This window comes from Streptomyces sp. NBC_00448, from assembly GCF_036014115.1.
In the GTDB taxonomy this organism is placed as follows: domain Bacteria; phylum Actinomycetota; class Actinomycetes; order Streptomycetales; family Streptomycetaceae; genus Actinacidiphila.
In genome coordinates, this window is record NZ_CP107913.1 from 3,575,716 (window position 1) to 3,601,447 (window position 25,732).

The following is a 25,732-nucleotide window of genomic DNA, read 5'->3' on the forward strand; positions in this document are numbered from 1 at the left end:
GGGTACCGCCTGAGATGTACCAAGCGTAGCCGGGGCGGGTCGGCCCCGCCCCGGCCGTCCAGCCCGCGGTATCAGCTGCTGCCGGTGGCGGACCTCCACGCCTCGACGTACGAGTCGAGGTTGTCGTTGATGTCCTTCCAGTCCGGCGTGAAGACGTCCACGCCCGCCATGATCTGCTTCAGGGCGGCCGCGTTGGCGTCGGTCGCGGTCACGTCGGTGCGGGCGGCGAAGCCGCCGCCCACCGAGGAGACCTCCTGCTGCACGGCCGGGCTGAGGAAGTAGTCCAGCAGCTTCTTGCCGGCGTCCTCGTGCGGGGCGTTCTTCACCAGACCCGCCGCGTACGGCAGCGCGAACGTGGTCGGCTTGCCGGTCGCGTTCGCCGCCGGGAAGAAGATGCCCTGGTTCGGCATGGACGCCTTGTCGGCGTAGTTCATCTGCACGTCGCCGTTGGCCACGAGCAGTTCGCCCTTGTCGACCTTCGGGGCGAGCTGGCCGGTCGACGCCGACGGGCCCACGTTGTTCGCCTGGAGCTTCTTCAGGTACGCCATCGCCGCGTCCTTGCCGCCCAGGTCGTGCATCGCCTTGATCACCACGGCGGTGCCGTCACCGGCGACGCCCGGCGTCGAGTACTGCAGCTTGCCCTTGAACTTCCCGTCGAGCAGGTCGTCCCACGTCTTCGGCGGCTGCGCGAGTTCCTTGGTGTTGTAGATGAAGCACAGGTAGTTGTCGACGATCGACTCCCACGAGCCGTCCGCGTCCTTGTCCGCCGCGGCCACCTTGTCCACGCCCGCGGGCTTGTACGACGTCAGCAGCCCCTTCTCCTGCGCCTGCTGGATGAACGGGGGAAGCGTCACCACCACGTCGGCCTGCGTGTTCGACTTCTCCCGCACCAGCCGCTGCACGACCTCGCCGGAGCCGCCCTCCACGTACTTGACCTTGATCCCGGTCTTCGCGGTGAAGTCCTTGAAGACCTTGTTGTAGAACCCGTCCCCGGTGTCCGTGTGCAGCCCGTCCGCGCTGTACACCGTCACCGTCGTCGACGGCTTGCCGCTGTCCGCCGACGACGAACCCCCGCAGCCGGCCAGGACGAGGCCCATCACGGCGACCCCGCTCACGGCGGCGATCGGGCTGAGCAGACGGCTGCTGCTGTTGCGCTTGCGCATGGCAGATCTAACTCCTTGAGTCATGAACGTTGTGGTGAGGTGGGGCAAGAGGTGAGGCGAGAGGTGGGGCGGGTCAGCGGAAGGCGGCCCGGGTCCGTATCCGGCCCATCACCAGGAGCACGACGAGCGTGCTGACCATGAGCACCACCGCGAGGGCGGCTCCTTCGAAGAGCGAGCCCCGGTTCGTGGCGCCGTAGATCTGTACGGGCAACGGCATCCAGTCCGGCGGGTAGAGCATCATCGTGGCCGAGAGCTCCCCCATGGACAGCGCGAAGCACAGCCCCGCGGCGGCCGTGAGCGACGGGAGCAGCAGGGGGATGCGGACCCGCCACAGCACGTACGACGGCCGCGCCCCGAGGCTCGCCGCGCTCTGCTCGTACGCCGGGTCCAGCCGCGCCAGCGCCGCGCTGACGGACTGGTACGCGAACGCGGTGACCAGCACGGTGTGCGCGAGGATGACGATCTTCGCGGTGCCGTTGAGCAGGAACGGCGGCTTGGAGAAGGCGACCAGCAGCGACAGCCCGACCACCACCGACGGCACCGCCACCGGCAGTACGAACAGCCCGTCGAGCAGCTTGCGGGCGCCCCCGCGCAGGCGTTCCGCGGCCAGCGCCGCCCACCCGCCGACCAGGAGCGCGAGCAGACTCGCGCACAGCGCGGTGAGCAGGCTCGTGGTGAGCGCGTGCAGCGAGTCGCCGCTCCCGATGTCCCGGTAGTGCGCGAACGTGGCGTGCGAGGGGAAGGCCCCGCTCCAGTTCGTCGCGAACGACGCCATCAGGACGACCAGGAAGGGCAGCGCGAACACCGGCAGGAACAGCGCGAAGAAGACCACCCAGGACGCGATCCGGCCCGGCCTGCTATGCACCAGCACGGCGTGCACCTCCCGTGGTGCGGGCCACCAGGACCCGGTAGAGCCCGTACAAGGAGACCGACAGCACCACCGAGACCACCGCGACGACGCACGCCCCCGGGTAGTCCCCGTCGAGGATCGCCTTGCTGTAGACGAGCATCGGCAGTGTCGTGGTGTTCTTCGCGCCGGTGAACAGCACGATCCCGAACTCGTTGAGGCACAGCACCAGGACGAGTCCGCCGCCTGCGGCCAGCGACGGCAGCGCCTCGGGCAGGATCACCTGCCGGACGATCCGCGGCGCCCGCGCGCCCAGCGACGAGGCCGCCTCCAGCTGGGCCGTGTCGACCTGCGAGAACGCCGCGAGCAGCGGCCGCATCACGAACGGCGTGAAGTAGGTGACCTCGGCGAGCAGCACGCCCCAGGGGGTGTGCAGGAAGTCGACCGGTCCGGCGGCCGCCCCGGTCGCGTCCGTCCACAGCCCGTTGGCCATGCCGACCGTGCCGTAGATGAACAGCAGCGCGAGGGTGATCAGGAAGGACGGGAAGGCGAGGAAGATGTCGATGAACCGGCTGAGCAGCTTCCCGCCGGGGAACGGCACGAAGGCGATCACCAGGGCGAGCAGGAAGCCGAGGACCAGGCAGCCCGCGGTGGAACCGGCCGCGATCCACACGGTGTTCCACAGCGCCTTGCGGAAGGACTGCTCCTGGAACACCTGCGACCAGGGCTTGGTGGAGTGCCCGCCCGCGTCGGGCGAGAAGGACTGCTTGACCACCAGGACCAGCGGATAGAGGAAGACCAGGCCGAGTCCGGCGACCGGGGGCACCGCCCACAGCCAGGCCGGTACGGCGCGCGGGCGCCTGGGCCTGCTGGCGCCGTCCGCCCGCGGGCCGACCGCGGTCGAGCCCGCGCTAGCCGACGCCATCGCCGGCACCTCCCCCGTCGCCGCCGTCCGCGGGGCCGCCGTCCGCGGGGACGTGGTTCGCGGGGCCGCCGTCGCGCCCGGGGGCGGGTTCGGGGGCTCGGTCCGTGCCGTCCGCGGCCAGGCCGCCGGGCAGCAGCACCGCGTCCTGCGCGTCGAAGGTGAGCGCGATCGGTTCGCCGACCCCCGGCGGCTGCCGCAGGTCGCCGACGTCGGCGCGCAGTTCGCTCCCGTACGCGTCGACCAGCAGCCGGTGGGTGTGGCCGCGCCACTGCACGGCGGTGACGGTGCCGCGCAGCACGTTGACCTCCTCCGCGCCGGGCTCGGCGGCGAGCGGCGTCTGCCGCAGCACGTGAGGGCGCAGGCACACCGTCGCCTCCGCGCCGGCGGCCGGAGCCGGCACCGGCACCGGCACCTCGACGCGCAGCGCGGCCGTACCGAGCCGGAACACGCCGTCGCCCTCGGCCCGCACCCGCAGCAGGTTGGCGCTGCCGACGAAGCTCGCGGTGAAGGCGGTGCGCGGGGTGCGGTACAGCTCGTGCGGGGTCCCGCAGTCCTGCAGCCTGGCCCGGTCCAGGACGGCGATCCGGTCGGCCAGGGTGAGCGCCTCGATCTGGTCGTGGGTGACGTAGAGGATCGACACGTCGGGCAGTTCGCGGTGCAGCCGGGCGAGTTCGGCGAGCATGCCCGAGCGCAACTGGGCGTCGAGCGCCGACAGCGGCTCGTCCAGCAGCAGCACGCCCGGCCGGATGGCCAGCGCGCGGGCGATCGCGACCCGCTGCTGCTGGCCGCCGGACAGCTCGCGCGGGTAGCGCCGCGCGTACCCGGCCATGCCGGTCATCTCCAGCGCGGCCGCGACCCGCGGGCCCACCTCGGCGCGCGGCGTACGGTTCGCCTTCAGCCCGAACGCGACGTTCTGCTCGACCCGCAGGTGCGGGAAGAGCGCGTACTGCTGGACCACCATGCCGATGCCGCGCTTGTACGGGGGCAGGCCGGTGACGTCCCGGCCGCCGATCAGCACCCGCCCGGCGGAGGGGTGGACGAACCCGGCGACCGCCCGCAGCGCGGTGGTCTTGCCGGAGCCGGACGGGCCGAGCAGGGCCATCACCTCGCCGGGTTCGACGGTCAGGTCCAGCGCGTCCAGGACGGTGGTGGCGCCGTACGTGACGCTGACGTGGTCGAAGCGGATGCCGGAGGCGGGGCCGGCGGCGCGGGCCGAACCCGCCGCGCCCGCAGCGCCCTTGAGGGTGCCGGGGCCGGTGGCCGCGCCCGGGGCGGAGGAGGTGGCGGTGCTCGTGCGGGTCATGTCACGACCCCCCGAGCAGCGCCGGGAGTTCGGCGACCGACCCGAGCACGTGGGTGGCGCCCGCCGCCCGCAGCCGGGGCTCGTCGTGGGCGCCGCTGGTGACCCCGGCCACGACCGCCGCGCCGGCCCGTACACCGCTGAGCATGTCGTACGCCGTGTCACCGGCCACCGCGACGTGCTGCACGGACTCGGCGCCGGTGCGCAGCAGCGCGGTGAGCACCATGTCCGGGTGCGGGCGGCCACGGCCGGCGTCGGCCGGGCACAGGGTGAGGTCGGCGATGTCCTGCCAGCCCAGGGCGTCGAGGATGGCGTCCTGGGTGGTGCGGGCGAAGCCGGTGGTCAGGACGACCTTGCGGCCCTGCGCGCGCAGTTCGCGGATCGCCTCCTCGGCGCCGGGCAGCGGCTCGCACTGCCCGCCGTCGACCAGCTCGGCGTAGGCGCGTTCGAAGGCGGAGTTGCCGCGCTGGGCGGTCTCCTCCGTGCCGAACAGGGCGCGGAAGACGGTGATCTTGGACTCGCCCATGGTGGCGCGGACGTAGTCGAGCTTCTCGGCGTGGTCGGCGCTGCCGGGCTCGACGCCCAGTTCCTGCGCGGCCCGGGAGAAGGCCGACTCCACCAGCCCGCCGTCGGCGACGGTGGTGCCGGCCATGTCGAGCACGACCAGCGTGGGCGCGGGGGAAGAGGACGGGGTCGAGGTGGGGGTGGAGGTCACGGTGTTCACCAGCCGATTCGGTTCGCAGTGGTCTCGCCGATCGCGGGCGAGCAGGTCATGCCGCGTCCGCCGGGCCCGGTGACCAGCCACACCCCGTCGAGCACCTGCTCGCGGTGTACGACCTCGGCGGTGTCGACGGTCTGCGCGTACACCCCGGCCCAGCGGCGCCGGATGGGCGGCAGCGAGCGGCCGAGCAGGGCGGCGGCCCGCTCGCGCAGGTGCTCGTAGGGGTCCTCGGTCACGTCGAAGGCGAACGCCTCGTCGTACTCGTGGGTGTCGCCGATGGTCAGGCCGCCGTCGAGCCGCTGGACCATCAGCAGTTGCATCCGGTGCTCGGCCGCGACCGGCGGCTGCGGCTCGCCGGAGCGCAGCGCCTCCAGGGCGGCGCCGGCGTAGGCGGGGTAGTAGCGGAAGCTGTCGCCGTCGGCGACCGACGTGGTGAGCGCCTCGCCCAGCGGCGCGGTCTGCGCCATCTGCAGCCGGACCCGGCGCACCGGCAGCTCCGGGGCCAGTTCCCTGACCAGGCCGCCCAGCCAGGCGCCGGTCGCCAGCACCACGCTGTCCGAGCGGTACACCGTGCCGTGGTCGTCCCGGACCGAGCCCGTCGCCACGTCGCGGACCTCCCGGCCGGGTACGAACGTGTAGCGGCCGGTCGCGGCCAGGTGGGCGCGCAGCGCGGGCAGCGCGGTGCGCGGCTCGACCGCGGCGTCCTTCTCGCACAGCAGCGCGCCGAGGAAGTCGCCGCCCAGCGCCGGGTTGTACGCGCGGACCTCGGCCGGCGGCAGCCACTTGTAGCCGCGCTCGGCGGCGTCGGGCCGGCCCAGGACGTCATCGGCGACCGCCTGCTCGGCGGGCGTGCGCACCACCGTCAGCGAGCCGTTCGCCCGGAAGCCGGCGCCCGGCACCTTCGCGCCGATCTCCTCCCACAGCTCCCGGGCGCGCAGCGCCGTCTCCAGCTCCGCGCCGACCGCTCTCCCTCCGACCCACACCAGGCCGAAGTTGCGGACGGAGGCGCCGCGCGCCTCGCGCTCCCGCTCCAGGTGGACGACCTCGTGGCCGCGTTCAATTGCATGCCAGGCGTGCATGGTGCCCAGCACCCCGGCTCCTACGACAGTGACTCTCACGACCCCGACGTTCGCGACCCCAGATGTCCGCGACACAACGGGATACGGTCGCCCCGGTGAACAAGGCTCCAAACTTGGCCTAGACCCGTTATCGTTCCGTTATTCCAACGGGTGAAGGGCGCCCCCTTACGTCACTTGTCCAGGTGGACGGTGAAGCTGAACCGATCCCCCCGGTACAGGGACCGCACCCGCTCCAGGGGCACCCCGGACGCGTCCTTGCTCGACCGGTGCAGCAGCAGCATCGGCAAAGCCGGCGGCGTGCCGATGAGCAGCGCCTCCCGCGGCGTCGCCAGCACCGTCTCGATCCGCTCGTCCACCACCGTCGGCGCCAGCCCCATCCGCTCGCTCAGGAACGCGTAGAAGGAGGTGTCGGGCGCGAAGTCCCGTGCGAGATGGGGAAGTCGCGCGACGGACAGGTACGTGCTCTCCAGCCCGACCCGCTCCTCGTCCGCGAGCAGCACCCGCTCCATGTGCCAGACCGGGTCCCCCGTCTCGATCCGCAGCTCGGCGGCGAGCGTGGGGTCGGCCTCCAGCTGTTCCAGGCCGATCAGATTGCGCCCGGGGACGCGGCCCTGCCGCCGTACGCCCTCGGTGTAGCTCGCCGTGGACAGCGGCTGGACCAGCTTGGGTCCGGCTACCACGGTGCCGCGGCCCTTGCGGCGGACCCGGCCCTGGATGAGCAGTTCGCGCAGCGCCTGCCGTACGGTCTCCCGCGCCACCGCGAAGTCCGCCGCCAACTCCCGCTCGGTCGGCAGCAGCCCGCCTTCCCCGAGGTCGTCGAGCATGCCCTCCAGCCGGGTCTTCACCGCGAAGTACTTCGGCACCCGGCCGTGCTCCGGGATGCCCGCGCGGATCGGGGCCCGGGAATCAGCCGCATCACTCATCCCACGATCCTCCCAGATCCGTCGGCCACGCCCGGCCGGCCCCCGGGCCCGTCCCCGGCATACCACCTGCGTACGGGCGTACGGGCGCCCACCCGGGCCGGGTGCCCGCCCCGTCGCGGCCGGCCGGAGGGTCACGCCGGGGGTCGTGCGAGAGTGACGGCATGAGCACTCCCCCACCGCTGCGGGTCGGCCTGGTCGGATACGGTCCGGCCGGCTCGTTCTTCCACGCCCCGCTGATCGCCGCGACCCCCGGCCTCGCCCTGGACACGATCGTCACGAGCAGCCCGGAACGCCGGGCGCAGGCGGCCGCCGAACACCCGGGCGTACGCTTCGCCGACCGTGCCGAGGAGTTGTGGGCGCGGGCCGGTGAACTCGACCTGGTGGTGCTCGCTTCCCCCAACCGCACCCATGTGCCGCTGGCCACCGAGGCGTTGGAGGCCGGGCTGCCGGTGGTCGTGGACAAGCCGCTGGCCGCCACCGCCGCCCAGGCCCGTACCCTCGCCGCGCTCGCCGAGGCCCGCGGCCTGCTGCTCGGCGTCTTCCAGAACCGCCGCTGGGACGGCGACTTCCGCACGGTGCGCGATCTGATCGAGCGCGGCGCGCTCGGCGAGGTGCGCCGCTTCGAGTCCCGGTTCGAACGGTGGCGCCCCCAGCTCAAGGGCGGCTGGCGGGAGTCGGGCGACCCGGCGGACATCGGAGGTCTGCTCTACGATCTCGGCGCGCATCTCGTCGACCAGGCGCTCGCGCTCTTCGGCCCGGCCGCGCTGGTCTACGCCGAGGCCGCCGCGGTACGCCCGGGTGCGAGCGCCGACGACGACGCCTTCATCGCGCTCACCCACGCCTCCGGGGTGCGCTCCCACCTGTGGATGAGCGCCGTCACGCCGCTGCTCGGGCCGCGCTTCCGCGTGCTCGGCAGCACCGCGGGGTATGTCGTGCACGGGCTGGACCCGCAGGAGGCGGCCCTCCGCGCCGGCCGCCGCCCGGGCGACGGCACCCCGTGGGGCGAGGCACCGCCCGCCGACCGGGGCACCGCCGGCACGGAGGGCACCGCCGGTTCGGACGGCACCACGGCCCCGGTGCCCACCCTCCCGGGCGACTACCCCGCGTACTACGCGGCCGTGGCGGCCGCGCTCCGCACCGGTGCGGCCGCCCCGGTGACGGCACACGACGCCGCCGCGGCCCTGGACGTCATCGAAGCGGCCCACCGCTCCGCGGCCACCGGGGAGACCGTACGGCTCTGACCCTCCGGGGTGGTGCCTTCCGGGCACCCCGAGGGGTCAGGCGCCCTTGAACTCCTGGCGCTGGCGGCCCAGTCCGTCGATGCTGAGCTCGACCACGTCGCCCGGCCTGAGGTACGGCTTGGGGTCGGGCTGCCCGAGCGCCACGCCCGCGGGGGTACCGGTGTTGATCACGTCACCCGGGTACAGGGTCATGAACTGGCTGAGGTAGCGCACCACTTCGGCCACCGGGAAGATCTGGCTCGCGGTCGAGCCGTCCTGCTTCAACTCGCCGTTCACCCACAGCTTCAGCGGCAGCGCCTGCGGGTCCGGCACCTCGTCCGCGGTGACCAGCCAGGGGCCGAGCGGGTTGAACGTCTCGCAGTTCTTGCCCTTGTCCCACTGCCCGCCGCGCTCGATCTGGAAGGCCCGCTCGGACACGTCGTGCGCCACCGCGTACCCGGCGACGGCCGCCATCGCCTCCTCGTGCGAGGCGGCGTACCGCAGTTCGCGCCCGATGACGACCGCCAACTCCACCTCCCAGTCGGTCTTCTCGCTGCCCCGCGGCACCAGCACGGTGTCGTCGGGGCCGACCACGGTGTCCGGTGCCTTCATGAACACCACGGGCTCGGCGGGCGGTTGGGCGCCGGTCTCCTCGGCGTGGTCGTGGTAGTTCAGCCCGATGCAGACGATCTTGCCGATGCCGGCCAGCGGCGGGCCGACCCGCTCCGCGGGGTCCAGCGCGGGCAGCGTGCCCTCGGCCTCCGCCGCGGCGATCCGCGCGAGCGCGGCCGGGTCCGCGAGCAGCGACCCGTCGATCTCGGAGACGATCCCGCTGAGGTCCCGCGGGACGCCTTCGCGGTCCAGCAGGGCCGGGCGTTCCGCCCCGACAGGTCCGACACGCAACAGCTTCACAGGTGCACTCCATACGTGGTTCAGGGTCCGCCGACCCCCTGGGGGGCGCCTCCGGCGGGGGACGGGCCACCCTGCCCTCACCAGGTCATCGGATGTCTCCCCCGATCCTCCCTGCGAAACGCCCAACCCGTCAACGTCCCCCCGAAGCTGCCTTCGGCTGCGTGCCGTTGAGGGTGACCGTCCGTCCGCGGAAGGAGCCGCGGTCACTCAGGGGCGCGGGGAACTCCCCCGGAGGGGGTACCCCCGGCGAGAACCCCCCGCCGGCAGGTGGTCCCTGGACCGACAGCACCAGGCACCCCGGGGGGTCAGCCACCCGCCACGCGGGAGATAGCGTAGATGAGCAGCCCGGCCATCGCGCCCACCACCGTCCCGTTGATCCGGATGAACTGGAGGTCACGCCCGACGTGGGCCTCGATCTTGCGGGAGGTCTGCTCCGCGTCCCACCCCGCGACGGTCTCACTGATGAGCGAGGTGATCTCGTCGCGATAGGTCGTGACGAGATACGTCGCCGCGTCCTCCAACCACCCGTCGACCTTGGCCTGGAGCCGCGCGTCGCTGCTCAACCGCGCACCGAGCGCCAGCAGGGACGTCCGCGCGCGCCGCCGCAACTCGCTGTGCTCGTCGTCCGCCGCGGCCACCACCATCGCCCGCACCGAACCCCACGCACTGGCGATGAGGTCCTGCACCTCGCTGCGCGCCAGCAGATCCCTCTTCAGCCGCTCCACCCGCGCCCGGGTGTCCGGGTCGGACTGCAACTCGCCCGCGAAATCCCCGAGGAACCGGTCCACCGCACCACGCGCCGGGTGCCCCGGCGAGTCCCGCATCTCGGTGACGAACCTCAGCAGCTCCTTATAGACGCGCTCGCCGATCCTGCGGTCCACGAACCGCGGCGTCCAGCCGGGCGCCCCGCCCTGCACCGCCACCATCACGGAGTCGCCGTGTTCCACCAGCCAGTCGTGGGCGCGTACGCACACCAGGTCCACCAGCCGCTTGTGGCCGCCGTCGGCGACCACCCGCTCCAGCAGCTTGCCGAGCCCCGGCCCGATCTCCTGGGCCTCGGCGCGCCGGGTGATCGCCTCACCGACGACCGCCTGCACGTCGGAGTCGCGCAGCACCCGCAGGGCGCCGCGCAGCGCGGCCGCCGCCTGATCGGTCACCTTGTCCGCGTTGGCCGGCTCGGACAGCCACCCGCCCAGCCGCGACCCGATGCCGACCGCGCGCAGCCGGGTCCGTACGACGTCGGAGGAGAGGAAGTTCTCGCCCACGAAGTCGCCGAGGCTCGCACCCAGCGCGTCCTTCTTCGTCGGGATGATCGCGGTGTGCGGGATCGGCAGGCCCAGCGGGCGGCGGAAGAGCGCGGTGACCGCGAACCAGTCGGCGAGCGCACCCACCATGCCCGCCTCGGCGGCCGCCGCCACGTAACCGGCCCAGCCGCCCGCGCCCTGTGATCCGGCCCACTTCGCCAGGCCGTACACCACGGTCGCGACCAGCAGGAAACCGGTCGCGATCAGCTTCATCCGGCGTACGCCGGCCCGCCGCGCCTCGTCCGGGTCGGCACCCGGCACACCCGGAGTGCCCGGACCACCCGGCCCGGGCCCCGGCCCCGTATCCGCGCGCGACCGCGCCGCCGCGCCCGCGCCCTCCGCGTCGCCCGCGTCGTCCGCGCTGCCCGCGCCGTCCACTCGCCCCGTGTCCATCGGCTCCACCCGGGTATTCTCACCGCCACTGCCAGTCTGGGAACGTACGACAGGTTCCCGGCGCCTCCCGCGGGCCCCCGCGCCCGTGCGAAGACCCCCAGAACCGTTCCGCAGACCCCAGGAGAACACCGCGATGACACCGCAGCGCACCGGCGGAGGGCTGCCCGGATACGCCGAGCACTTCGAGGAGCCCGAGGGCTATCTCGACTTCGCACGCTACGGCCCCCCGTCCCGCCAGGTGCTCGACGCCACCTCCGACGCGCTGAACCGGTCCGCCCGCGCGGACCGGCACACCGTGAACGACCTCATGCTGGCGGAGCAACGGGCCAGGGAAGCCGCCGCGCGGCTGGCCGGCACCGACCCGGCGCACACGGTCCTCCTGCCCAACGCCTCCACCGGCATGTTCCACGCCGCGTTCGGCCTGCCCGGCGGCGCCGTGCTGGTGCCCGCCGGCGACTTCCCGGCCAACCACTACCCCTGGCGCCGGTCGGCCGGGCTCGGCCGGGCCGTGCCGCACTGGCTGGCCGCCGCCCCCGACGGGCGGGTCACCCCGGACGCGGTACGGGTCGCGCTCTCCGACGACGTGGTCGCGCTGTCGGTCAGCGCGGTCGACTTCCGTACCGGGTACCGCGCCGACCTCGCCGCCCTGCGCGAGGTGATCGGCCCCGACCGGCTGCTGATCGTGGACGCCATCCAGGGGTTCGGCGTCGCCGACCTGCCCTGGCAGGCGGCCGACGTCATGGTCACCGGCGGGCAGAAGTGGCTGCGCGCGAGCTGGTCCACCGGGTTCGCGACCCTCTCCGACCGAGCCCTGGAGCGCCTCGAACCCACCCTCACCGGGTGGACGGGCGTCCAGGACGCCGCCCTCTTCGACGACCGCGAGCACCCGCCCGCCGATGGCGCCCAGCGCTGGAGCGTCACCAACCTCAGCCCGGTCGCCGCCGCGGGCCTCGAAGCCGCCCTGAACCTCGTGGAGAAGGTCGGCGTGCCCGCGATCGAGGCCCACGTCTCCGCGCGGCTCGACGAGCTGATCGAGGTGGTACGCCGCTGCGGCGGCCACCTGCTCTCCCCCGAGGCACCCGCCGAACGCGGCGGCATCCTCTCCTTCCGCATGCCCCGCACCCCCGCCGCCGACGTCGCCGCCGCCCTCCACGCCCACGGGGTCACGCCCACCGTCCGCCCCGACTCCGTCCGGCTGTCGGCCCACGGTTCCACCACCCCCGCGGCCGCCGACCACGTCCACGCGGCCCTGGCATCCCTCTAGGGTGGTGCGTTCCGTCGGGACGGAGGGCCGCCTACCAAGGGGCGCTGGGGGTACTCGCCCTGGCTCCGCCGGGGGCAGAACCGCGCGACCAGCCACAACGCACCAGCACTGTGAATGCGCAAGCAACCAACCCAAAGGGGCGCGAGGAACTGCGCGCACAACCCACCACCGGCAGGTGGTCCCTCAACCGACAGCACCAGGCACCCCGGAGGGTCAGGGGCGCCCGTACATCCGCGCGATGACGTCCTCGATGTCCGGCTCGCGGATGGACAGGTCCACCAGGGGATGCCGGGTCGCCAGCTCGGCGACGAGCGGTGCCGCGCTCGCCCCCGCGGGAAACGCGAAGGACTGCCGCGGCCCGTCGGCGGACACCAGCCGCGCCCCCGCCAACTCCACCGGAGGAAGCTCGCGGGCGAAGTCCGCGACCAGCGTCCGCTCGCTCTCCCCCACCGCGTGCAATCCCCCGAGCCCGCCGTCGTACATCACCTTGCCGTGGTCGATGACCATCACCCGGCGGCACAGGCTCTCGATGTCCGTGAGGTCGTGCGTGGTGAGCAGGATCGTGGTGCCGCGCTCGGCGTTGAAGTCGCGCAGGAAGTCCCGCACCCGGCTCTTGCTGACCACGTCGAGACCGATGGTCGGCTCGTCGAGGTAGAGCACCTCGGGGTCGTGCAGCAGCGCCGCCGCGATGTCCCCGCGCATCCGCTGCCCGAGCGAGAGCTGCCGTACCGGCACGTCCAGCAGCGGCCCGAGGTCGAGGAGTTCCACGCAGGCGCCGAGGTTGCGGGCGTAGGCGGCGGCCGGAATCCGGTACATCCGCCGGACCAGCTCGTAGGAGTCGCGCAGCGGCAGGTCCCACCACAGCGTGGTGCGCTGCCCGAAGACCACGCCGATCCGCCGGGCCAGCCGGGTCCGGTCCCGGGCCGGATCGATCCCGTCGACCCGGACCCGCCCCGCGCTGGGGTTGAGGATGCCGGTGAGCATCTTGATCGTGGTGGACTTGCCCGCGCCGTTCGGCCCGATGTAGCCGACGATCTCGCCGCGCGGCACGCTGAAGGTGATCCCGTCGACCGCCCGCACCTGGTGCCGCTCGCGCCGCAGCAGCCCGGCCTTGCGGCGTACGTCGAAGACCTTCTCCACCCCGTCCAGCTCGATGATCGGATCGGCGACAGCCGACCCCGCGCCAGGGCCGCCCACCGGTTCACCCCCGACGCGCGGTTCACCCTCGACAGCCGGTTCACCCTCGACGCGCGGGCCCTGCTCGACGACCGGGCCCCGCTCGACCGGCCCCTCGGTGTCGCTCACCATGTCGGCTCCCTCAACTCCCTGTGCTGCGATACGTACGAAGGCCCACCCGCCAGGCCGTGGCCGCGAGCGCGCAGCAGACCACGGCGACGGCCGGGGAGGCGAAGGCCAGCCAGCCGGGCAGGCCGAGCGGATCGGGCTCGCCCAGCACGTGCAGCGCGGGCAGCCAGTTGACGAAGGCGAGCGGCACCACGAAGGTGACGCCCCGCACCAGGTCCCGGGCGAAGATCCCCGGCGGGTACTGGAGCATCGTGTTGCCGCCGTAGGTCACGGAGTTCTGCACCTCCGAGGCGTCCTGCGCCCAGAACTGGAACGCCCCGCCGGCCACGTACACCGCGCTGAAGATCACCCCGCCCGACAGCAGCATCATCGGCACCATCAGCACGTTCACCACCGTCCAGTGCACGTCCACCCGCAGCAGCGCCCAGCCGAGGACCAGCACACCCTGGGTGAGCCGGCCGACCCGGCGCAGCGCGAAGCGGTCCGCGGCGACCTGCGCGATCACCGGGACCGGGCGCAGCAGCAGCGTGTCCAGGGTGCCGTCGCGCACCCGGCGGCCGAGCCGGTCCATGGAGCCCATCACCAGGTCGGCGATGCCGAAGGAGGTGCTGCACGCGCCGTAGAGGAACGCCACCTCCGGCAGCGAGAAGCCGCCGAGCCGGTGGATGTGCGAGAACATCATCACGATCGTGGCGAAGTCCAGCCCGGTCGCGACGAAGTTGCCGAGCGCGGTCAGGAAGAAGGACGTGCGGTACGCCATGGTGGAGCGCACCCACATCCCCACGATCAGGCCGTACGCGCGCACCGCCTCGCGCGCCTGCCACGCCGACCGCCGAAGGCCGTACCGCCCGGCGCCGTACGGCTCCGGGCCGTGGCCGAAACCGCGGCCGAGACCATGGCCGAGACCGCCGCCGCCGCCGTACCCGCCGGGCTGCCGCGGCAGCTCCGTCTCAGCCACCCTGGACCACCACCCGGCGCGCCGCGGCCGTCTGCAGCAGCCGCCCGGCGCCGAGCAGCGCCACCGCCCAGCCGGCCTGGCCGCACAGCGCCAGCACCGCCCCGGTGCCGTGGTGCCGCCCCAGCAGCACGTCCGCGGGCACCTGGAGCATCGACGCCCACGGCAGCGCCCGCGCCAGCTCGCCCAACGCACCCGGGAAGACCGTCAGCGGCAGCAGCATCCCCGAGAAGAACAGCCCGGTCAGCATCGTGGCCTGGCTCACCCCGCTGCCGTCCAGCAGCCAGAACGCGCTCAGCCCGACCAGGAAGCGCAGCGCGAAACTCACCAGCCCGCCCAGCCCCACCGACACCGCGAACAGCAGCCAGGTCACGGGCGTGGACGGCAGCGCCACGTCGAAGACGAGCGCGCCGCACAGGACCGGCAGCACCCCGCGCCCCAGCAGCTGGAACCCCATCCGCCCCAGGTCCTGCGCCAGCCACCACCCCTGCAGGTCGGCCGGCCGGTACAGGTCCACCGCGATGTCCCCGGATCTGATCCGCTCCATCAACTCGTCCTCGCACCCGCCGCCCATCAGCGCCATCGGCGTCAGCAGCGCCTGCCCCAGCCACACGTACGTCAGCGCCTGACCCTCGCTGTAGCCGCCCAGGTGCGGGCGCTGGTCCCACAGGGCCAGGTAGCTGTAGCTGATGATCAGCCCGAAGACGCAGTTGGTGAAGACACCGGCGACGGTGGCGACACGGTACGTGGAGTAGCGGCGGAAGCCCCGCGTGACCACCGCCACGTAGAAACCGCCCATCGACTGTGAACCCCCTCACGTGGCCTGGCACACAAACCGCCGACCCTAGCGTTCGGCCGGCCAGCGCTGCCAACGGTTTTCCTGGGCCGAACGGGTGGGCGAGCTGCGCCGGACGGCCCGTCACAGCCCTGTCACGGATACGCGATGCCGGTCGGCACCGGACGGATGATGCGACAGTGTGGGAGTCGGAGGACTACGTGGGTGTACGGGAGCGTACGTAACGGTTGGTCCATGATGTACCGCCGCAGGCCAACCCTGACGGCGGCCGAGGAGTCCTTACAGACATGAGTGACGATCCGAACCCGAGTACGGACCGGAGCAGCGACGGCCACGGAAACGGTTCGCCGTCGGGAGCGCAGGGACTGCGGCAGGAAGGGTGGGCACCCCGCCAGTCCTCGTCCGGCCGCCCGCGCCGCACCGGCCTGCGCCGACTGCTGCCGACCTGGCGGATGGTCCTGGGCGGGTCCTTCGCCCTGCTGCTGCTCCTGGTCGGCGCGTTCTTCGTCGGCTACGCCCTGGTGTCCATCCCCGACGCGAACGCCGCCGCCATAGCGCAGAACAACGTCTACCTCTACTCCGACGGCAAGACCGAGATCTCCCGCGACGGCGCCGTCAACCGGCAGAGCATCCCGCTCGACCAGGTCGCCACGACCGCCCGCTACGCCACCCTCGCCGCGGAGGACCGCAACTTCTACCACGAGTCCGCGGTCAGCCCGAAGTCCATGGTGCGCGCCGCCTGGAACACCGCCACCGGCAAGGGCAAGCAGTCCGGCTCCACCATCACCCAGCAGTACGTCAAGAACTACTACCTCACCCAGAGCCAGACCGCCTCCCGCAAGGTGAAGGAGTTCTTCATCTCGATCAAGCTCGACCGCAACGAGACGAAGGACCAGATCCTCGAGGGCTACCTCAACACCAGCTACTACGGCCGCAACGCGTACGGCATCGAGGCCGCCTCCCAGGCGTACTTCAGCGAGAACGCCGCCGACCTCACCACCGCCCAGGCCGCCTACCTCGCCACGCTGCTCAACGCACCCAGCGAGTACGACCTGTCCGCGCACCCCGAGAACGCCCCCGCCGCCAAGGCCCGCTGGAACTACGTCCTGGACGGCATGGTCAAGGAGCACTGGCTCACCCCGACCCAGCGCGCCGCCGTCACCTTCCCGACGATCGGCAAACCCAAGCCCATCGCGAGCAAGGCCGGACAGCGCGGCTACATCATCGAGGCCGTCAACCAGTACCTCACCGACCACCACATCGTGGACGCCGACGCACTCAGCCACGGCGGCTACCGCATCGTCACCACCATCCAGAAACCCAAGGAGGACGCCTTCGTCAAGGCGGCCCAGGACGACGTCTACGACAAGCTCGGCCACACCAAGCAGGACAAGTACGTCCGAGCCGGCGGCGTCTCCATCGACCCCTCCACCGGGAACGTCGTCGCGCTCTACGGCGGCATCGACTACACCAAGCAGTACGTCAGCAGCGCCACCAACCGGACCTACCAGCCCGGCTCCACCTTCAAACCGGTGATCTTCACCGCCGCGCTGCAGAACCAGTCCACCACCCAGGACGGCCGGACGATCACCCCCACCACCGTCTACAACGGCGACAGCGGCCGCCAGGTGCAGGGCCCGAACGGCCCGGTCGGCTACCACCCGAACAACGAGGACGGCGTCGACTACGGCAACATCACCGTCACCCGCGCGATGGACCAGTCGGTCAACGCCGTCTTCGCGCAGATGGCACAGGACGTCGGCACCAAGAAGGTCATCGACACCGCACACGACCTCGGCATCCCCGACGCCGTCGACATCCCGCAGACCCCGGCCATGGCACTGGGCGCCTTCGGCAGCAGCCAGGCCAACCCCAACAGCGCCAGCCCGCTGGACATGGCGCAGGCGTACGCCACCCTCGCCAACCACGGCGTGCAGATCCCGTACTCGATCGTGGCGAAGGTCACCAAGGACGGCAACGCCCTGAACCTGCCGGACCGCAAGCCGGTGCAGTCCGTGCCGCGCAGCGCCGCCGACACCACCACCGCGATGCTCAAGAGCGTGGTCGACAGCCCCACCGGCACCGCCTCGGCCGCCCGGAACTCCGGATGGCCGTCAGCCGCGAAGACCGGCACCGCCGAGAACGACAAGGCCGCCTGGTTCGCCGGATACACGCCCAAACTCGCCACCGTCGTCGCCCTGTTCGGGATGAACCCGACCAACGGCGCCCAGGAGGAGCTGACCGGCTCCATGAACACCGGCCGGATCAACGGCGGCGGCCCGCCCGGCGCCGTCTGGGCCGACTACACTGCCGCCGCCCTGAAGAACCAGCCGGTCACCGGCTTCCACCTCGACCTCCAGAAGGGCAGCGAGACGGTCGCGCCGCAAAACGACCAGCCGACCACGCCGGACAGCGGCTCCACCACACCGCCCGCCACCGACACCCCGCCGCCGACCACCCAGCAACCGCCCACCAGCACCCCGCCGACCACCGGAACGACCCCGCCCGGCACACCGAGCAGCCCGCCGACCAGTTCCGTGCCCACCGGCCCGGTGCAGCCGCCCGGCGGCGGCCCCACCGACACCCTCGCCCCGCAGAACGGGGACGGCTCCCAGGACGGGTCGAACAGCCAGACCAGCCAGACCGGCAGACCGGCCTGACCGGCACGCAAGGCAACGCCCCGGCCGGCAGCGGCCGGGGCGGACAGGTCGGGGGGGTCCTACAGATACAGGCCGGTCGAGTCGTCGCCCTGCAGGCGTTCGGCGGCCACGGCGTGCAGGTCGCGCTCGCGCATCAGGACGTACGCCACGCCCTGCACCTCCACCTCCGCCCGGTCCTCCGGGTCGAACAGCACCCGGTCGCCGACCTCGACGCTCCGCACGTGCTGGCCGACCGCGACCACCTCGGCCCAGGCCAGCCGCTTCCCGACGGCCGCGGTCGCCGGGATCAGGATGCCGCCGCCACTGCGGCGCTCGCCCTCACCGCTGTCCTGCCGCACCAGAACGCGGTCGTGCAGCATACGGATGGGCAGCTTGTCGTGTGCACTCTTCGAACTCACGCCGACGAACCTACCGGCGACGGCGCCACACGGTGAGACCGACCACCGCGGCCGCGACCGCCGCCCCGGCCACCGCGACCGGCACGATCCGCTCCATCCGCGGCGCGCCGTCCTCGTCGACGAACTGCGCCCGCGCCCGGCTGACCGCGCGGTTGGCCGCGACATAGGCCTGCCCGACCGTGTTGTCCAGCGCGGACACCGCCTTCGCCCTGGTGTCCCGCATGATCGTGACCGGGTGGACCCGGACCGCGATCTCGTCAAGCGTCACCGCGAGGTCCTGCCGCCTGCGGGCGATATCCGCCTCGATCTCAGCGGCCGTCCTGGCACCTTCCGACACCGCACTGCCTCCATCGCCTGATTAGGTAGCGTTCGGACAGTCTGTCAGTACGACGCGGCCCGCGCCTCGTCGGCACCCCCGTTTGCCCCAGGAGCCTTCATGTCCGACCGTCTCTCCATCGGCGACACCGCCCCCGCGTTCACCCTGCCGGACGCCGACGGCAACCCGGTCTCGCTCGCCGACCACCTCGGCCGCAACGTGATCGTCTACTTCTACCCCGACGCCCTCACCCCCGGCTGCACCAAGCAGGCGTGCGACTTCACCGACAACCTCGCGGTGTTCGCCGACGCCGGCTACGACGTCCTGGGCATCTCCCCGAACAAGCCCGAGAAGCTCGCGAAGTTCCGCGACAAGGAGTCCCTCAAGGTCACCCTGCTCGCCGACCCCGACCGCACCGTCCTCACCGCGTACGGCGCCTTCGGCGAGAAGACCATGTACGGCAAGACCGTCACCGGCGTCATCCGCTCCACCCTCGTGGTCGACCCGAACGGCAAGGTCGCGCACGCCTTCTACAACGTGAAGGCCACCGGCCACGTCGCCAAACTCCTCCGCGACCTGAAGATCTGACCCCCACCCACCCCCGCCACGTAACCCCCACCAACCGCCTTCGTTGACCCGTACGAGAGTACGAACACGTGCACGGTTGTGGAGGTGGCGGTGGCAGCGAGAACAGCGAGCCCCTATACGAAGGAACGGCTCGCGGCGGCGTTGGAGCTGTCGCAGACGCTCTCCGAGGCGTTGCGGCGGCTCGGGGTGGAACCCGGCAGCCCGACCCGGAAGTACATCCGGGCGCTCATACGCCGCTACGGGATCGACACCTCGCACCTGCAACGGGAGGGCGCGCGTTGGACCAAGGACATCCTGGAACCGGCCGTGGCCGCGTCGACGAACATGTGTGAGGTCCTGCGACGGCTCGGCCTGGAGGTGGTCGGCGGCCATCACACGCACATCACTCGGCGGGTCAGGGCGCTCGGGATCGACACGTCGCACTTCGTGCGGCCCTCTCGCCGGGGCGAGCGTCGCGGGCCGCGGACCACGGAATCGCTTCTGGTGGTGCAGGACCCCGCACGCGCACGGCGGATACCCGGCGACCGGCTCAAGCGGGCACTGCTGGAGCGGGGCGTCTCGGAGCGCTGCGCGCAGTGCGGGACAGGGCCGGTCTGGCGCGGCCGTCCCCTCCCGCTGGAGGTCGACCACATCGACGGGAACTGGCGGGACAACCGCATGCCCAACCTGCGGCTGCTCTGCCCGAACTGCCATGCGGCGACGGACTCCTACCGCGGACGAGCGAAGGGCCGCGTCTCGTGAGCAGCGTGGTCCGCCGCGGGGCGGCAGCCAGGCCCACGGCCGAGCGACTGCGGGCATCCGTCGCCGAGGCGGTCTCGATCGCGGGTGTGCTCCGCGCGCTCGGCCTGTCGGACGGCGGCCGGCCCCGGGCGCTGCTGCGGCAGTGGGTGGCCGAGGACGAACTCGACACCTCGCACTTCCTCGGCCAGGCGCACCAGAGGGGCCGGCCCGGACCGACCCCGCGCAGGGCCCCCATGGACGTGCTGGTCAGGCACGACGGCCCCGCACGCACGAAGACCCATCTGCTGCGCAGGGCGCTGGTCGAGATCGGCGTTCCCGAGAGGTGTGCCGAGTGCGGGACACCGCCGGTGTGGCGGGGGCGGCCGATCACCCTTGAGGTCGACCACGTCAACGGCGACCGGACCGACGACCGGGCCGAGAACCTGCGGCTGCTCTGCCCGAACTGCCATGCGGTCACGCCCACCTGGTGCCGGGGCGGGCAGCGTCCAAAGCAATCGGCCGGATAGGGCACCGGGATGGAATATCCGGCCGACGCGGCACACGGCGGCCCGGTACGATAGTGGGGCAGGCGGCCGTTGCTGAATCAGGTATAAGCGCGGCGCTTAGGTCGCCGTGGGAGAAATCCCATGTGGGTTCGAGTCCCACCGGCCGCACGTGAGGTGAAGCCCACCCGGGAGTTCCGGGTGGGCTTCACTCATGGATGGCGGGCTCAGCCGAGGAGTTCGGTGAGCATCGGGACCAGCGCGCGGAACGCCTTGCCGCGGTGGCTGATCGCGTTCTTCTCCGCCGCACTCAGCTCCGCACAGGTCCGCTCCTCACCCTCGGGCTGGAGGATCGGGTCGTAGCCGAAGCCGCCGGCGCCCGCCGGGGCGTGCCGGAGGGTGCCGCGCAGCCGGCCCTCGGCGACGCGGGTGGTGCCGTCGGGCAGCGCGAGGGCGGCGGCGCAGGCGAAGTGGGCGGCGCGGTGCGGGTGTTCGATGTCGCCGAGCTGGGCGAGCAGCAGGTCGAGGTTGGCGAGGTCGTCGCCGTGCTTGCCGGCCCAGCGGGCGGAGAAGATGCCGGGCGAGCCGCCGAGCACGTCCACGCACAGCCCCGAGTCGTCGGCGACCGCGGGCAGCCCGGTGGCCTCGGCGAGGGCGCGTGCCTTGAGCAGCGCGTTCTCGGCGAAGGTGACCCCGGTCTCCTTGACGTCGGGGATCTCCGGGTAGGCGTCGGCGCCGACGAGGTCGTTGTCGAGGCCGGCCTCGGTGAGGATGGCCCGGAGTTCGGTGACCTTGTGGGCGTTGCGGGTGGCGAGCACGAGACGGGTGGTCATGGACCGATTATCCCTGGGCGCAGACCGCGGTGAGGTGGCCGGCGGCGCTGCCGACGGGGCGCAGGTCGGGGTTGTGGCCGTCGGCGGCGCTGGTGCGGGCGCGGCGGACCGAGGCGGAGAGGTCGGAGACGGCGTGGCTGACGTCGGGGTCGTGGCGGCGGTCGCCGATCCGGTCGAGGTCGGTCTGCACCTTGTCGAGGGCCTTGACGGTGGCCTTGCGGCGGCTGGGGTCGGAGACCTGGCCGATGTTGGTGGCGTTGCTCTGCAGGTCCTGGACGTCGCCGGCGACGGTGGCGGCGGTCCTGGCGCAGTCCAGTGCGCGGGTGACGCCGTGGCAGGCGGTGAGGGTCGCGGCGAACAGCAGGGCGGCGAGCGGCAGGACGGCGGCGCGGGTGCGTAAGAAGCGGCCGGTTCGCCTGCCGTGGGCGGGTGCGGGGCCTGTACGGCGTTCGGCGCGGGTGGCGCGTATGGCGCGTAAGACCCGTATGACGTGCGCGCGTACGGGGGCGGTGGCGCGTATGACGTGCGCGGGTACGAAGCGGGCGGTGCGAACGGCGGTGCGGCGGCGGTTCATTGCGGTGATCCCTCCCCGGCTCCGCGCGCGGCGGCGTACCACGCGCATCTGTAGACACGCGGCGTGCGCAGGGAGGGTTGCCCCCGAACTCGGGTGCGGGCGCAGATAGGGGTGGGGTGTGGATAGGGGTGGGGCGCGGAGAGGGGTGCCCTCCGCGCCCGGTGCGGGGCCGCGGGCCGGAACCGTCAGTCGGCCACGGTGGCCAGGGCCGCCTGCTGGAGCTTGCTGAGGTCGGCGCAGCCGCCGGTGGCGAGCGCGAGCAGCGCGTCGAGTTCGGCCCGGTCGAAGGGCGCGCCCTCGGCGGTGCCCTGGACCTCCACGAAGCGGCCGTCCCCGGTGCAGACGACGTTCATGTCGGTCTCGGCCTTGACGTCCTCCTCGTAGGCGAGGTCGAGGACGGGGGCGCCGTCGACGATGCCGACGCTGACGGCGGCGACGGTGCCGGTGATCGGCTTGGCCTTGAGCCGTACCAGGTGGTTGGCCTGCATCCAGGCGACCGCGTCGACGAGCGCGACGTAGGCGCCGGTGATCGCGGCGGTGCGGGTGCCGCCGTCGGCCTGCAGGACGTCGCAGTCGAGGACGATGGTGTTCTCGCCGAGCGCCTTGTAGTCGATGACGGCGCGCAGCGAGCGGCCGATCAGCCGGGAGATCTCGTGGGTGCGGCCGCCGATCTTGCCGCGGACGGACTCGCGGTCGCCGCGGGTGTTGGTGGCGCGCGGCAGCATGCTGTACTCGGCGGTGACCCATCCCTCGCCGCTGCCCTTGCGCCAGCGCGGTACGCCTTGGGTGGCGCTGGCGGTGCAGAGCACTCGGGTGTCGCCGAAGGCGACCAGGACGGACCCTTCGGCGTGTTTGCTCCAGCCCCGCTCGATGGTGACGGGGCGGAGCTGGTCGGGGGTGCGGCCGTCGAATCGTGACATGCGGTTGAGCCTATCCGGGTGAGCGGCCGCCCCTGTCCCCCGCACTTACATCATGTCGTCGATCTCCCCGGCGATCGGGTCCGCGTCGGTGCCGATGACGACCTGGATCGCGTTGCCCATCTTGACCACGCCGTGTGCGCCGGCGGCCTTCAGCGCGGCTTCGTCGACGCGAGTGGGGTCGACCACTTCGGTGCGCAGGCGGGTGATGCAGCCCTCGACCTCTTCGATGTTGTCGATTCCGCCGAGCCCGGCGACGATCTTCTCTGCCTTGGTGGCCATCTGCTTCTCCTGTTGTCCTGGCCCGCCGGGCGCTTCCCGTGCCCACCGGGACCCGCCGGCGGGTCGGTATGTTTCCGATATGTCACGTTAACCCACGGTTGGCCCTGTTTCACGGGTGGTGAACGCCCGCCCGGGGCGACCCTTCCGGCCTCCGACGACCCCGTCCGCGGGGCGTCCTCCGCGGCGACGGGACGCGCCGGCGCCCAACCAGTGGTTTAGACCACCGTACGCGACCAACCCGACCGGGCCGCCACAAGGGAGCCGCGGGCGCGGTCGGTCGCGCCGCCGACCACAACCCGGCCGGCCGGCCATGACCGCCGCCGATCGTCGGCGCCCGCTTCGCGCTGGTCTACTATGTTCTCGTCCGCTTTGCCGACCTCCCTTTCGACCCGAAAACGCCCGGTCGGCGGCCCGAGGAGCCAGGCGGGCGGGCAGGGTGCCGACGGCGACGGACGGACGACGTCGGGCAGCGCCGGGCAACGGTGGGCCGGCCGGGCCGATGTGGCGCAGCGCATACGGAATCGAGGATTCCGCTCCCTCCGCCTCACGTGTTACAAAGGTCTACACCACTTAGTGGTATAGACCTGTCCCCACGGAGGATTTTCGATGAGTACGGCCACCGCTCCGGCCCCCGCGGCTCCCGCGGCCCCCGCGAAGAAGCGGGGTTCCGGCCTTTTCCAGGGCCTGCAGAAGGTCGGCCGCAGCCTCCAGCTCCCGATCGCGGTGCTGCCCGCCGCGGGCATCATGGTCCGGCTCGGCGCCGACGACGTCTTCGGCAAGGACGGCCTGGGCTGGGGCAAGGTCGCCACCGTCTTCAGCAACGCCGGCGGCGCGCTGACCGGGGCGCTGCCGCTGCTGTTCTGCATAGGCGTGGCGATCGGCTTCGCCAAGAAGTCGGACGGCTCCACGGCGCTCGCCGCGGTCGTCGGCTTCCTCGTCTACAGCAAGGTGCTCCAGGCGTTCCCGGTGCACGACGCGGTGATCAACACCACCGCCGACAAGGGCGTGGACGTGGCCGCGGTCTACAACGACCCCGGCGTGCTCGGCGGCATCATCATGGGGCTGCTCTCCGCGGCGATCTGGCAGCGGTACCACCGCACCAAGCTGGTGGACTGGCTCGGCTTCTTCAACGGCCGCCGGCTGGTGCCGATCCTGATGGCCTTCGTCGGCCTGGTCGTCGGCGTCTTCTTCGGCCTGGTCTGGGAGCCGATCGGCAACGGCATCACGCACTTCGGTGACTGGATGACCGGTCTCGGCGCGGGTGGCGCGGCGCTCTTCGGCGGCGTCAACCGCGCGCTGATCCCGGTCGGCATGCACCAGTTCGTGAACACCGTCGCCTGGTTCCAACTCGGCGACTTCACCAAGCCCGACGGCACCGTCGTGCACGGCGACATCACCCGGTTCCTGGCCGGCGACCACACCGCGGGCATGTTCCAGTCCGGCTTCTTCCCGATCATGATGTTCGGCCTGCCCGCCGCCGCGCTGGCCATGGCGCACACCGCGCGGCCCGAGCGCCGCAAGGCCGTGCTCGGCATGATGGTCTCGCTCGCCCTGACCTCGTTCGTCACCGGCGTCACCGAGCCGATCGAGTTCTCCTTCATGTTCATCGCGCCGATCCTGTACGCGGTGCACGTCGTGCTGACCGCCGCGTCGATGGCCGTCACCTGGGGCCTGGGTGTGCACGCCGGCTTCAACTTCTCGGCCGGCTTCATCGACTACGTGCTCAACTGGAACCACGCCACCCGGCCATGGCTCATCATCCCGATCGGCCTGGTCTTCGCCGCGGTCTACTACACCGTCTTCCGGTTCGCGATCGTGAAGTTCGACCTCAAGACACCGGGGCGTGAACCCGTGGAGGAAGTCGAGGATCTGACGAAGTAGTCGCTCCGTCAGATCTCGTAGACCGCGCCCGCCTTCGCCAGTTCCACCGGACCGGCGAAGGCGGCCTGCGCGTCCCGGAGGTTCACCGACGGGTTGGTCCACGGCGGGATGTGGGTGAGCACCAGCCGGTCCACGCCCGCGCCCTCGGCGATCTGCCCCGCCTCGCGCCCGTTGAGGTGCAGGTCGGGGATGTCCTCCTTGCCATGGGTGAAGGACGCCTCGCACAGGAACAGGTCCGCGCCCTCGGCCAGGCCGCGCAGCGCCTCGCACGGTCCGGTGTCACCGGAGTACGCCAGCGTCCGGCCGTCGGCCTCGATCCGGAAGCCGTACGCCTCCACCGGGTGGCTGACCGCGGCCGTGGTGACCTCGAACGGGCCGAGCCGGAAAGCGCCGGGCCGCAGTGTGCGGAAGTCGAAGACCTCGCTCATGCACTTCTCGTCCGGCACGTCGCCGTAGGCGATGCTCAGCCGGCGCTCGGTGCCCGCCGGGCCGTAGACCGGGATCGCCGAGACCGGGCCGCCCTCGTGGCGGTAGTAACGGGCCACGAAGTAGCCGCACATGTCGATGCAGTGGTCCGCGTGCAGATGGCTCAGCAGCACCGCGTCCAGGTCGTACAGGCCGCAGTGGCGCTGGAGTTCACCCAGCGCGCCGTTGCCCATGTCGATCAGCAGCCGGAAGCCGTCGGCTTCGAGCAGATAGCTCGAGCAGGCCGAGTCCGCGGACGGGAACGAGCCCGAGCAGCCGACGACGGTGAGGTTCATCGCGGGGTACACCTCCGAGGGCGCGGCGCATCGCCCCGATCCGGCTCCTAGGTGGCGGACTCCCGCCACGTTCTAGGAAGGGTAAAGCGGGCGGCTGCGCAGCGCGCTCTTACGGGCACCGGTTGTGGGCGGAATCACCAGTCCGGGTCACCCCGAACCCGGCTGCGAACGCGACCCGCCCCCGCGTACCCC

At 72.3% G+C, this 25,732-nt stretch carries 26 protein-coding genes and 1 tRNA gene; 8 read left to right on the forward strand and 19 right to left on the reverse strand.

The window, feature by feature from the left end; all coding sequences use genetic code 11:
- Window positions 1–71 precede the first annotated feature (71 nt).
- From OG370_RS15085 to OG370_RS15115, 7 genes are all read right to left on the reverse strand, one after another.
- Window positions 72–1,163: a 2-aminoethylphosphonate ABC transporter substrate-binding protein gene (locus OG370_RS15085; RefSeq protein ID WP_328464479.1), complete on the reverse strand. Its 1,092-nt coding sequence runs from the start codon at window positions 1,161–1,163 to the stop codon at window positions 72–74.
- A gap of 73 nt (window positions 1,164–1,236) precedes the next feature.
- Entirely contained in the window at window positions 1,237–2,034 is a 798-nt protein-coding gene (locus OG370_RS15090) for an ABC transporter permease (RefSeq protein WP_328464481.1), read from the reverse strand.
- On the reverse strand, window positions 2,021–2,935 hold the full coding sequence (locus OG370_RS15095; RefSeq protein WP_328464483.1) for a 2-aminoethylphosphonate ABC transporter permease subunit: 915 nt from the start codon (window positions 2,933–2,935) through the stop codon (window positions 2,021–2,023). Before OG370_RS15095 ends, OG370_RS15090 begins: the two co-directional genes overlap by 14 nt.
- Window positions 2,922–4,238, reverse strand: coding sequence for an ABC transporter ATP-binding protein (locus OG370_RS15100; protein ID WP_328464484.1), 1,317 nt, complete (start codon window positions 4,236–4,238; stop codon window positions 2,922–2,924). Before OG370_RS15100 ends, OG370_RS15095 begins: the two co-directional genes overlap by 14 nt.
- Window position 4,239: 1 nt before the next feature.
- Complete coding sequence (locus OG370_RS15105) at window positions 4,240–4,950, reverse strand: phosphonatase-like hydrolase (RefSeq protein WP_443060867.1); 711 nt, start codon at window positions 4,948–4,950, stop codon at window positions 4,240–4,242.
- A 5-nt stretch (window positions 4,951–4,955) separates the two neighbouring features.
- Window positions 4,956–6,074 carry a TIGR03364 family FAD-dependent oxidoreductase gene (locus OG370_RS15110; RefSeq protein WP_328464487.1) on the reverse strand — a complete coding sequence of 373 codons (1,119 nt, stop codon included), beginning with the start codon at window positions 6,072–6,074 and terminating at the stop codon, window positions 4,956–4,958.
- Between the two features lie 131 nt (window positions 6,075–6,205).
- On the reverse strand, window positions 6,206–6,958 hold the full coding sequence (locus OG370_RS15115) for a GntR family transcriptional regulator (protein ID WP_328464489.1): 753 nt from the start codon (window positions 6,956–6,958) through the stop codon (window positions 6,206–6,208).
- Between the two features lie 161 nt (window positions 6,959–7,119).
- On the opposite strand from OG370_RS15115, the gene OG370_RS15120 reads away from it, so the two are divergent.
- Window positions 7,120–8,199 carry a Gfo/Idh/MocA family oxidoreductase gene (locus tag OG370_RS15120; RefSeq protein WP_328464491.1) on the forward strand — a complete coding sequence of 360 codons (1,080 nt, stop codon included), beginning with the start codon at window positions 7,120–7,122 and terminating at the stop codon, window positions 8,197–8,199.
- Window positions 8,200–8,235: 36 nt separating this feature from the next.
- On the opposite strand, the gene OG370_RS15125 is transcribed toward OG370_RS15120, so the two are convergent.
- Entirely contained in the window at window positions 8,236–9,090 is an 855-nt protein-coding gene (locus OG370_RS15125) for a fumarylacetoacetate hydrolase family protein (RefSeq protein WP_328464494.1), read from the reverse strand.
- Between the two features lie 305 nt (window positions 9,091–9,395).
- Window positions 9,396–10,787 (reverse strand): DUF445 domain-containing protein, encoded by a 1,392-nt coding sequence (locus tag OG370_RS15130; protein ID WP_328464496.1) that lies wholly within the window; start codon window positions 10,785–10,787, stop codon window positions 9,396–9,398.
- Window positions 10,788–10,920: 133 nt separating this feature from the next.
- On the opposite strand from OG370_RS15130, the gene OG370_RS15135 reads away from it, so the two are divergent.
- Window positions 10,921–12,051 (forward strand): aminotransferase class V-fold PLP-dependent enzyme, encoded by a 1,131-nt coding sequence (locus OG370_RS15135; RefSeq protein WP_328464498.1) that lies wholly within the window; start codon window positions 10,921–10,923, stop codon window positions 12,049–12,051.
- A 213-nt stretch (window positions 12,052–12,264) separates the two neighbouring features.
- Here OG370_RS15135 and OG370_RS15140 read toward each other — a convergent pair whose 3' ends face one another.
- The 3 genes from OG370_RS15140 to OG370_RS15150 all read right to left on the reverse strand — a co-directional run bounded on the left by OG370_RS15140 (window position 12,265) and on the right by OG370_RS15150 (window position 15,110).
- On the reverse strand, window positions 12,265–13,359 hold the full coding sequence (locus OG370_RS15140) for an ABC transporter ATP-binding protein (RefSeq protein ID WP_328464500.1): 1,095 nt from the start codon (window positions 13,357–13,359) through the stop codon (window positions 12,265–12,267).
- A 10-nt stretch (window positions 13,360–13,369) separates the two neighbouring features.
- The gene (locus OG370_RS15145; protein ID WP_328474115.1) at window positions 13,370–14,134 is read right to left on the reverse strand and encodes an ABC transporter permease; all 765 of its coding nucleotides are present in this window, start codon (window positions 14,132–14,134) and stop codon (window positions 13,370–13,372) included.
- Between the two features lie 172 nt (window positions 14,135–14,306).
- On the reverse strand, window positions 14,307–15,110 hold the full coding sequence (locus tag OG370_RS15150) for an ABC transporter permease (RefSeq protein WP_328464502.1): 804 nt from the start codon (window positions 15,108–15,110) through the stop codon (window positions 14,307–14,309).
- A 284-nt stretch (window positions 15,111–15,394) separates the two neighbouring features.
- On the opposite strand from OG370_RS15150, the gene OG370_RS15155 reads away from it, so the two are divergent.
- The gene (locus tag OG370_RS15155) at window positions 15,395–17,767 is read left to right on the forward strand and encodes a transglycosylase domain-containing protein (protein WP_328464504.1); all 2,373 of its coding nucleotides are present in this window, start codon (window positions 15,395–15,397) and stop codon (window positions 17,765–17,767) included.
- A gap of 59 nt (window positions 17,768–17,826) precedes the next feature.
- On the opposite strand, the gene OG370_RS15160 is transcribed toward OG370_RS15155, so the two are convergent.
- Both OG370_RS15160 and OG370_RS15165 read right to left on the reverse strand, forming a co-directional pair.
- Window positions 17,827–18,126, reverse strand: coding sequence for a GroES family chaperonin (locus tag OG370_RS15160; RefSeq protein ID WP_328474117.1), 300 nt, complete (start codon window positions 18,124–18,126; stop codon window positions 17,827–17,829).
- A gap of 49 nt (window positions 18,127–18,175) precedes the next feature.
- Window positions 18,176–18,502 (reverse strand): DUF3618 domain-containing protein, encoded by a 327-nt coding sequence (locus OG370_RS15165; RefSeq protein ID WP_328464506.1) that lies wholly within the window; start codon window positions 18,500–18,502, stop codon window positions 18,176–18,178.
- A 99-nt stretch (window positions 18,503–18,601) separates the two neighbouring features.
- Between OG370_RS15165 and bcp the strand changes: the two genes are divergently transcribed.
- The 4 genes from bcp to OG370_RS15185 all read left to right on the forward strand — a co-directional run bounded on the left by bcp (window position 18,602) and on the right by OG370_RS15185 (window position 20,463).
- On the forward strand, window positions 18,602–19,069 hold the full coding sequence (bcp, locus tag OG370_RS15170; RefSeq protein ID WP_328464508.1) for a thioredoxin-dependent thiol peroxidase: 468 nt from the start codon (window positions 18,602–18,604) through the stop codon (window positions 19,067–19,069).
- A gap of 90 nt (window positions 19,070–19,159) precedes the next feature.
- Complete coding sequence (locus OG370_RS15175) at window positions 19,160–19,810, forward strand: HNH endonuclease signature motif containing protein (RefSeq protein WP_328464513.1); 651 nt, start codon at window positions 19,160–19,162, stop codon at window positions 19,808–19,810.
- Window positions 19,807–20,316 (forward strand): HNH endonuclease signature motif containing protein, encoded by a 510-nt coding sequence (locus OG370_RS15180; RefSeq protein WP_328464515.1) that lies wholly within the window; start codon window positions 19,807–19,809, stop codon window positions 20,314–20,316. Before OG370_RS15175 ends, OG370_RS15180 begins: the two co-directional genes overlap by 4 nt.
- A gap of 62 nt (window positions 20,317–20,378) precedes the next feature.
- Window positions 20,379–20,463: transfer RNA gene (locus OG370_RS15185), tRNA-Leu, on the forward strand.
- A gap of 56 nt (window positions 20,464–20,519) precedes the next feature.
- Here the strand turns inward: OG370_RS15185 and rdgB are convergent.
- The 4 genes from rdgB to OG370_RS15205 all read right to left on the reverse strand — a co-directional run bounded on the left by rdgB (window position 20,520) and on the right by OG370_RS15205 (window position 22,898).
- Complete coding sequence (rdgB, locus tag OG370_RS15190) at window positions 20,520–21,125, reverse strand: RdgB/HAM1 family non-canonical purine NTP pyrophosphatase (RefSeq protein WP_328464517.1); 606 nt, start codon at window positions 21,123–21,125, stop codon at window positions 20,520–20,522.
- A gap of 7 nt (window positions 21,126–21,132) precedes the next feature.
- Window positions 21,133–21,699 (reverse strand): hypothetical protein, encoded by a 567-nt coding sequence (locus tag OG370_RS15195; RefSeq protein ID WP_328464519.1) that lies wholly within the window; start codon window positions 21,697–21,699, stop codon window positions 21,133–21,135.
- A 185-nt stretch (window positions 21,700–21,884) separates the two neighbouring features.
- Window positions 21,885–22,619, reverse strand: coding sequence for a ribonuclease PH (gene rph, locus OG370_RS15200; protein ID WP_328464521.1), 735 nt, complete (start codon window positions 22,617–22,619; stop codon window positions 21,885–21,887).
- Between the two features lie 45 nt (window positions 22,620–22,664).
- Window positions 22,665–22,898: a PTS glucose/sucrose transporter subunit IIB gene (locus tag OG370_RS15205; protein ID WP_328464523.1), complete on the reverse strand. Its 234-nt coding sequence runs from the start codon at window positions 22,896–22,898 to the stop codon at window positions 22,665–22,667.
- Between the two features lie 606 nt (window positions 22,899–23,504).
- On the opposite strand from OG370_RS15205, the gene OG370_RS15210 reads away from it, so the two are divergent.
- Complete coding sequence (locus OG370_RS15210; protein ID WP_328464525.1) at window positions 23,505–24,779, forward strand: PTS transporter subunit EIIC; 1,275 nt, start codon at window positions 23,505–23,507, stop codon at window positions 24,777–24,779.
- 8 nt (window positions 24,780–24,787) lie between these two features.
- Here OG370_RS15210 and OG370_RS15215 read toward each other — a convergent pair whose 3' ends face one another.
- Window positions 24,788–25,540 (reverse strand): MBL fold metallo-hydrolase, encoded by a 753-nt coding sequence (locus OG370_RS15215; RefSeq protein WP_328464527.1) that lies wholly within the window; start codon window positions 25,538–25,540, stop codon window positions 24,788–24,790.
- Window positions 25,541–25,732: the final 192 nt, after the last annotated feature.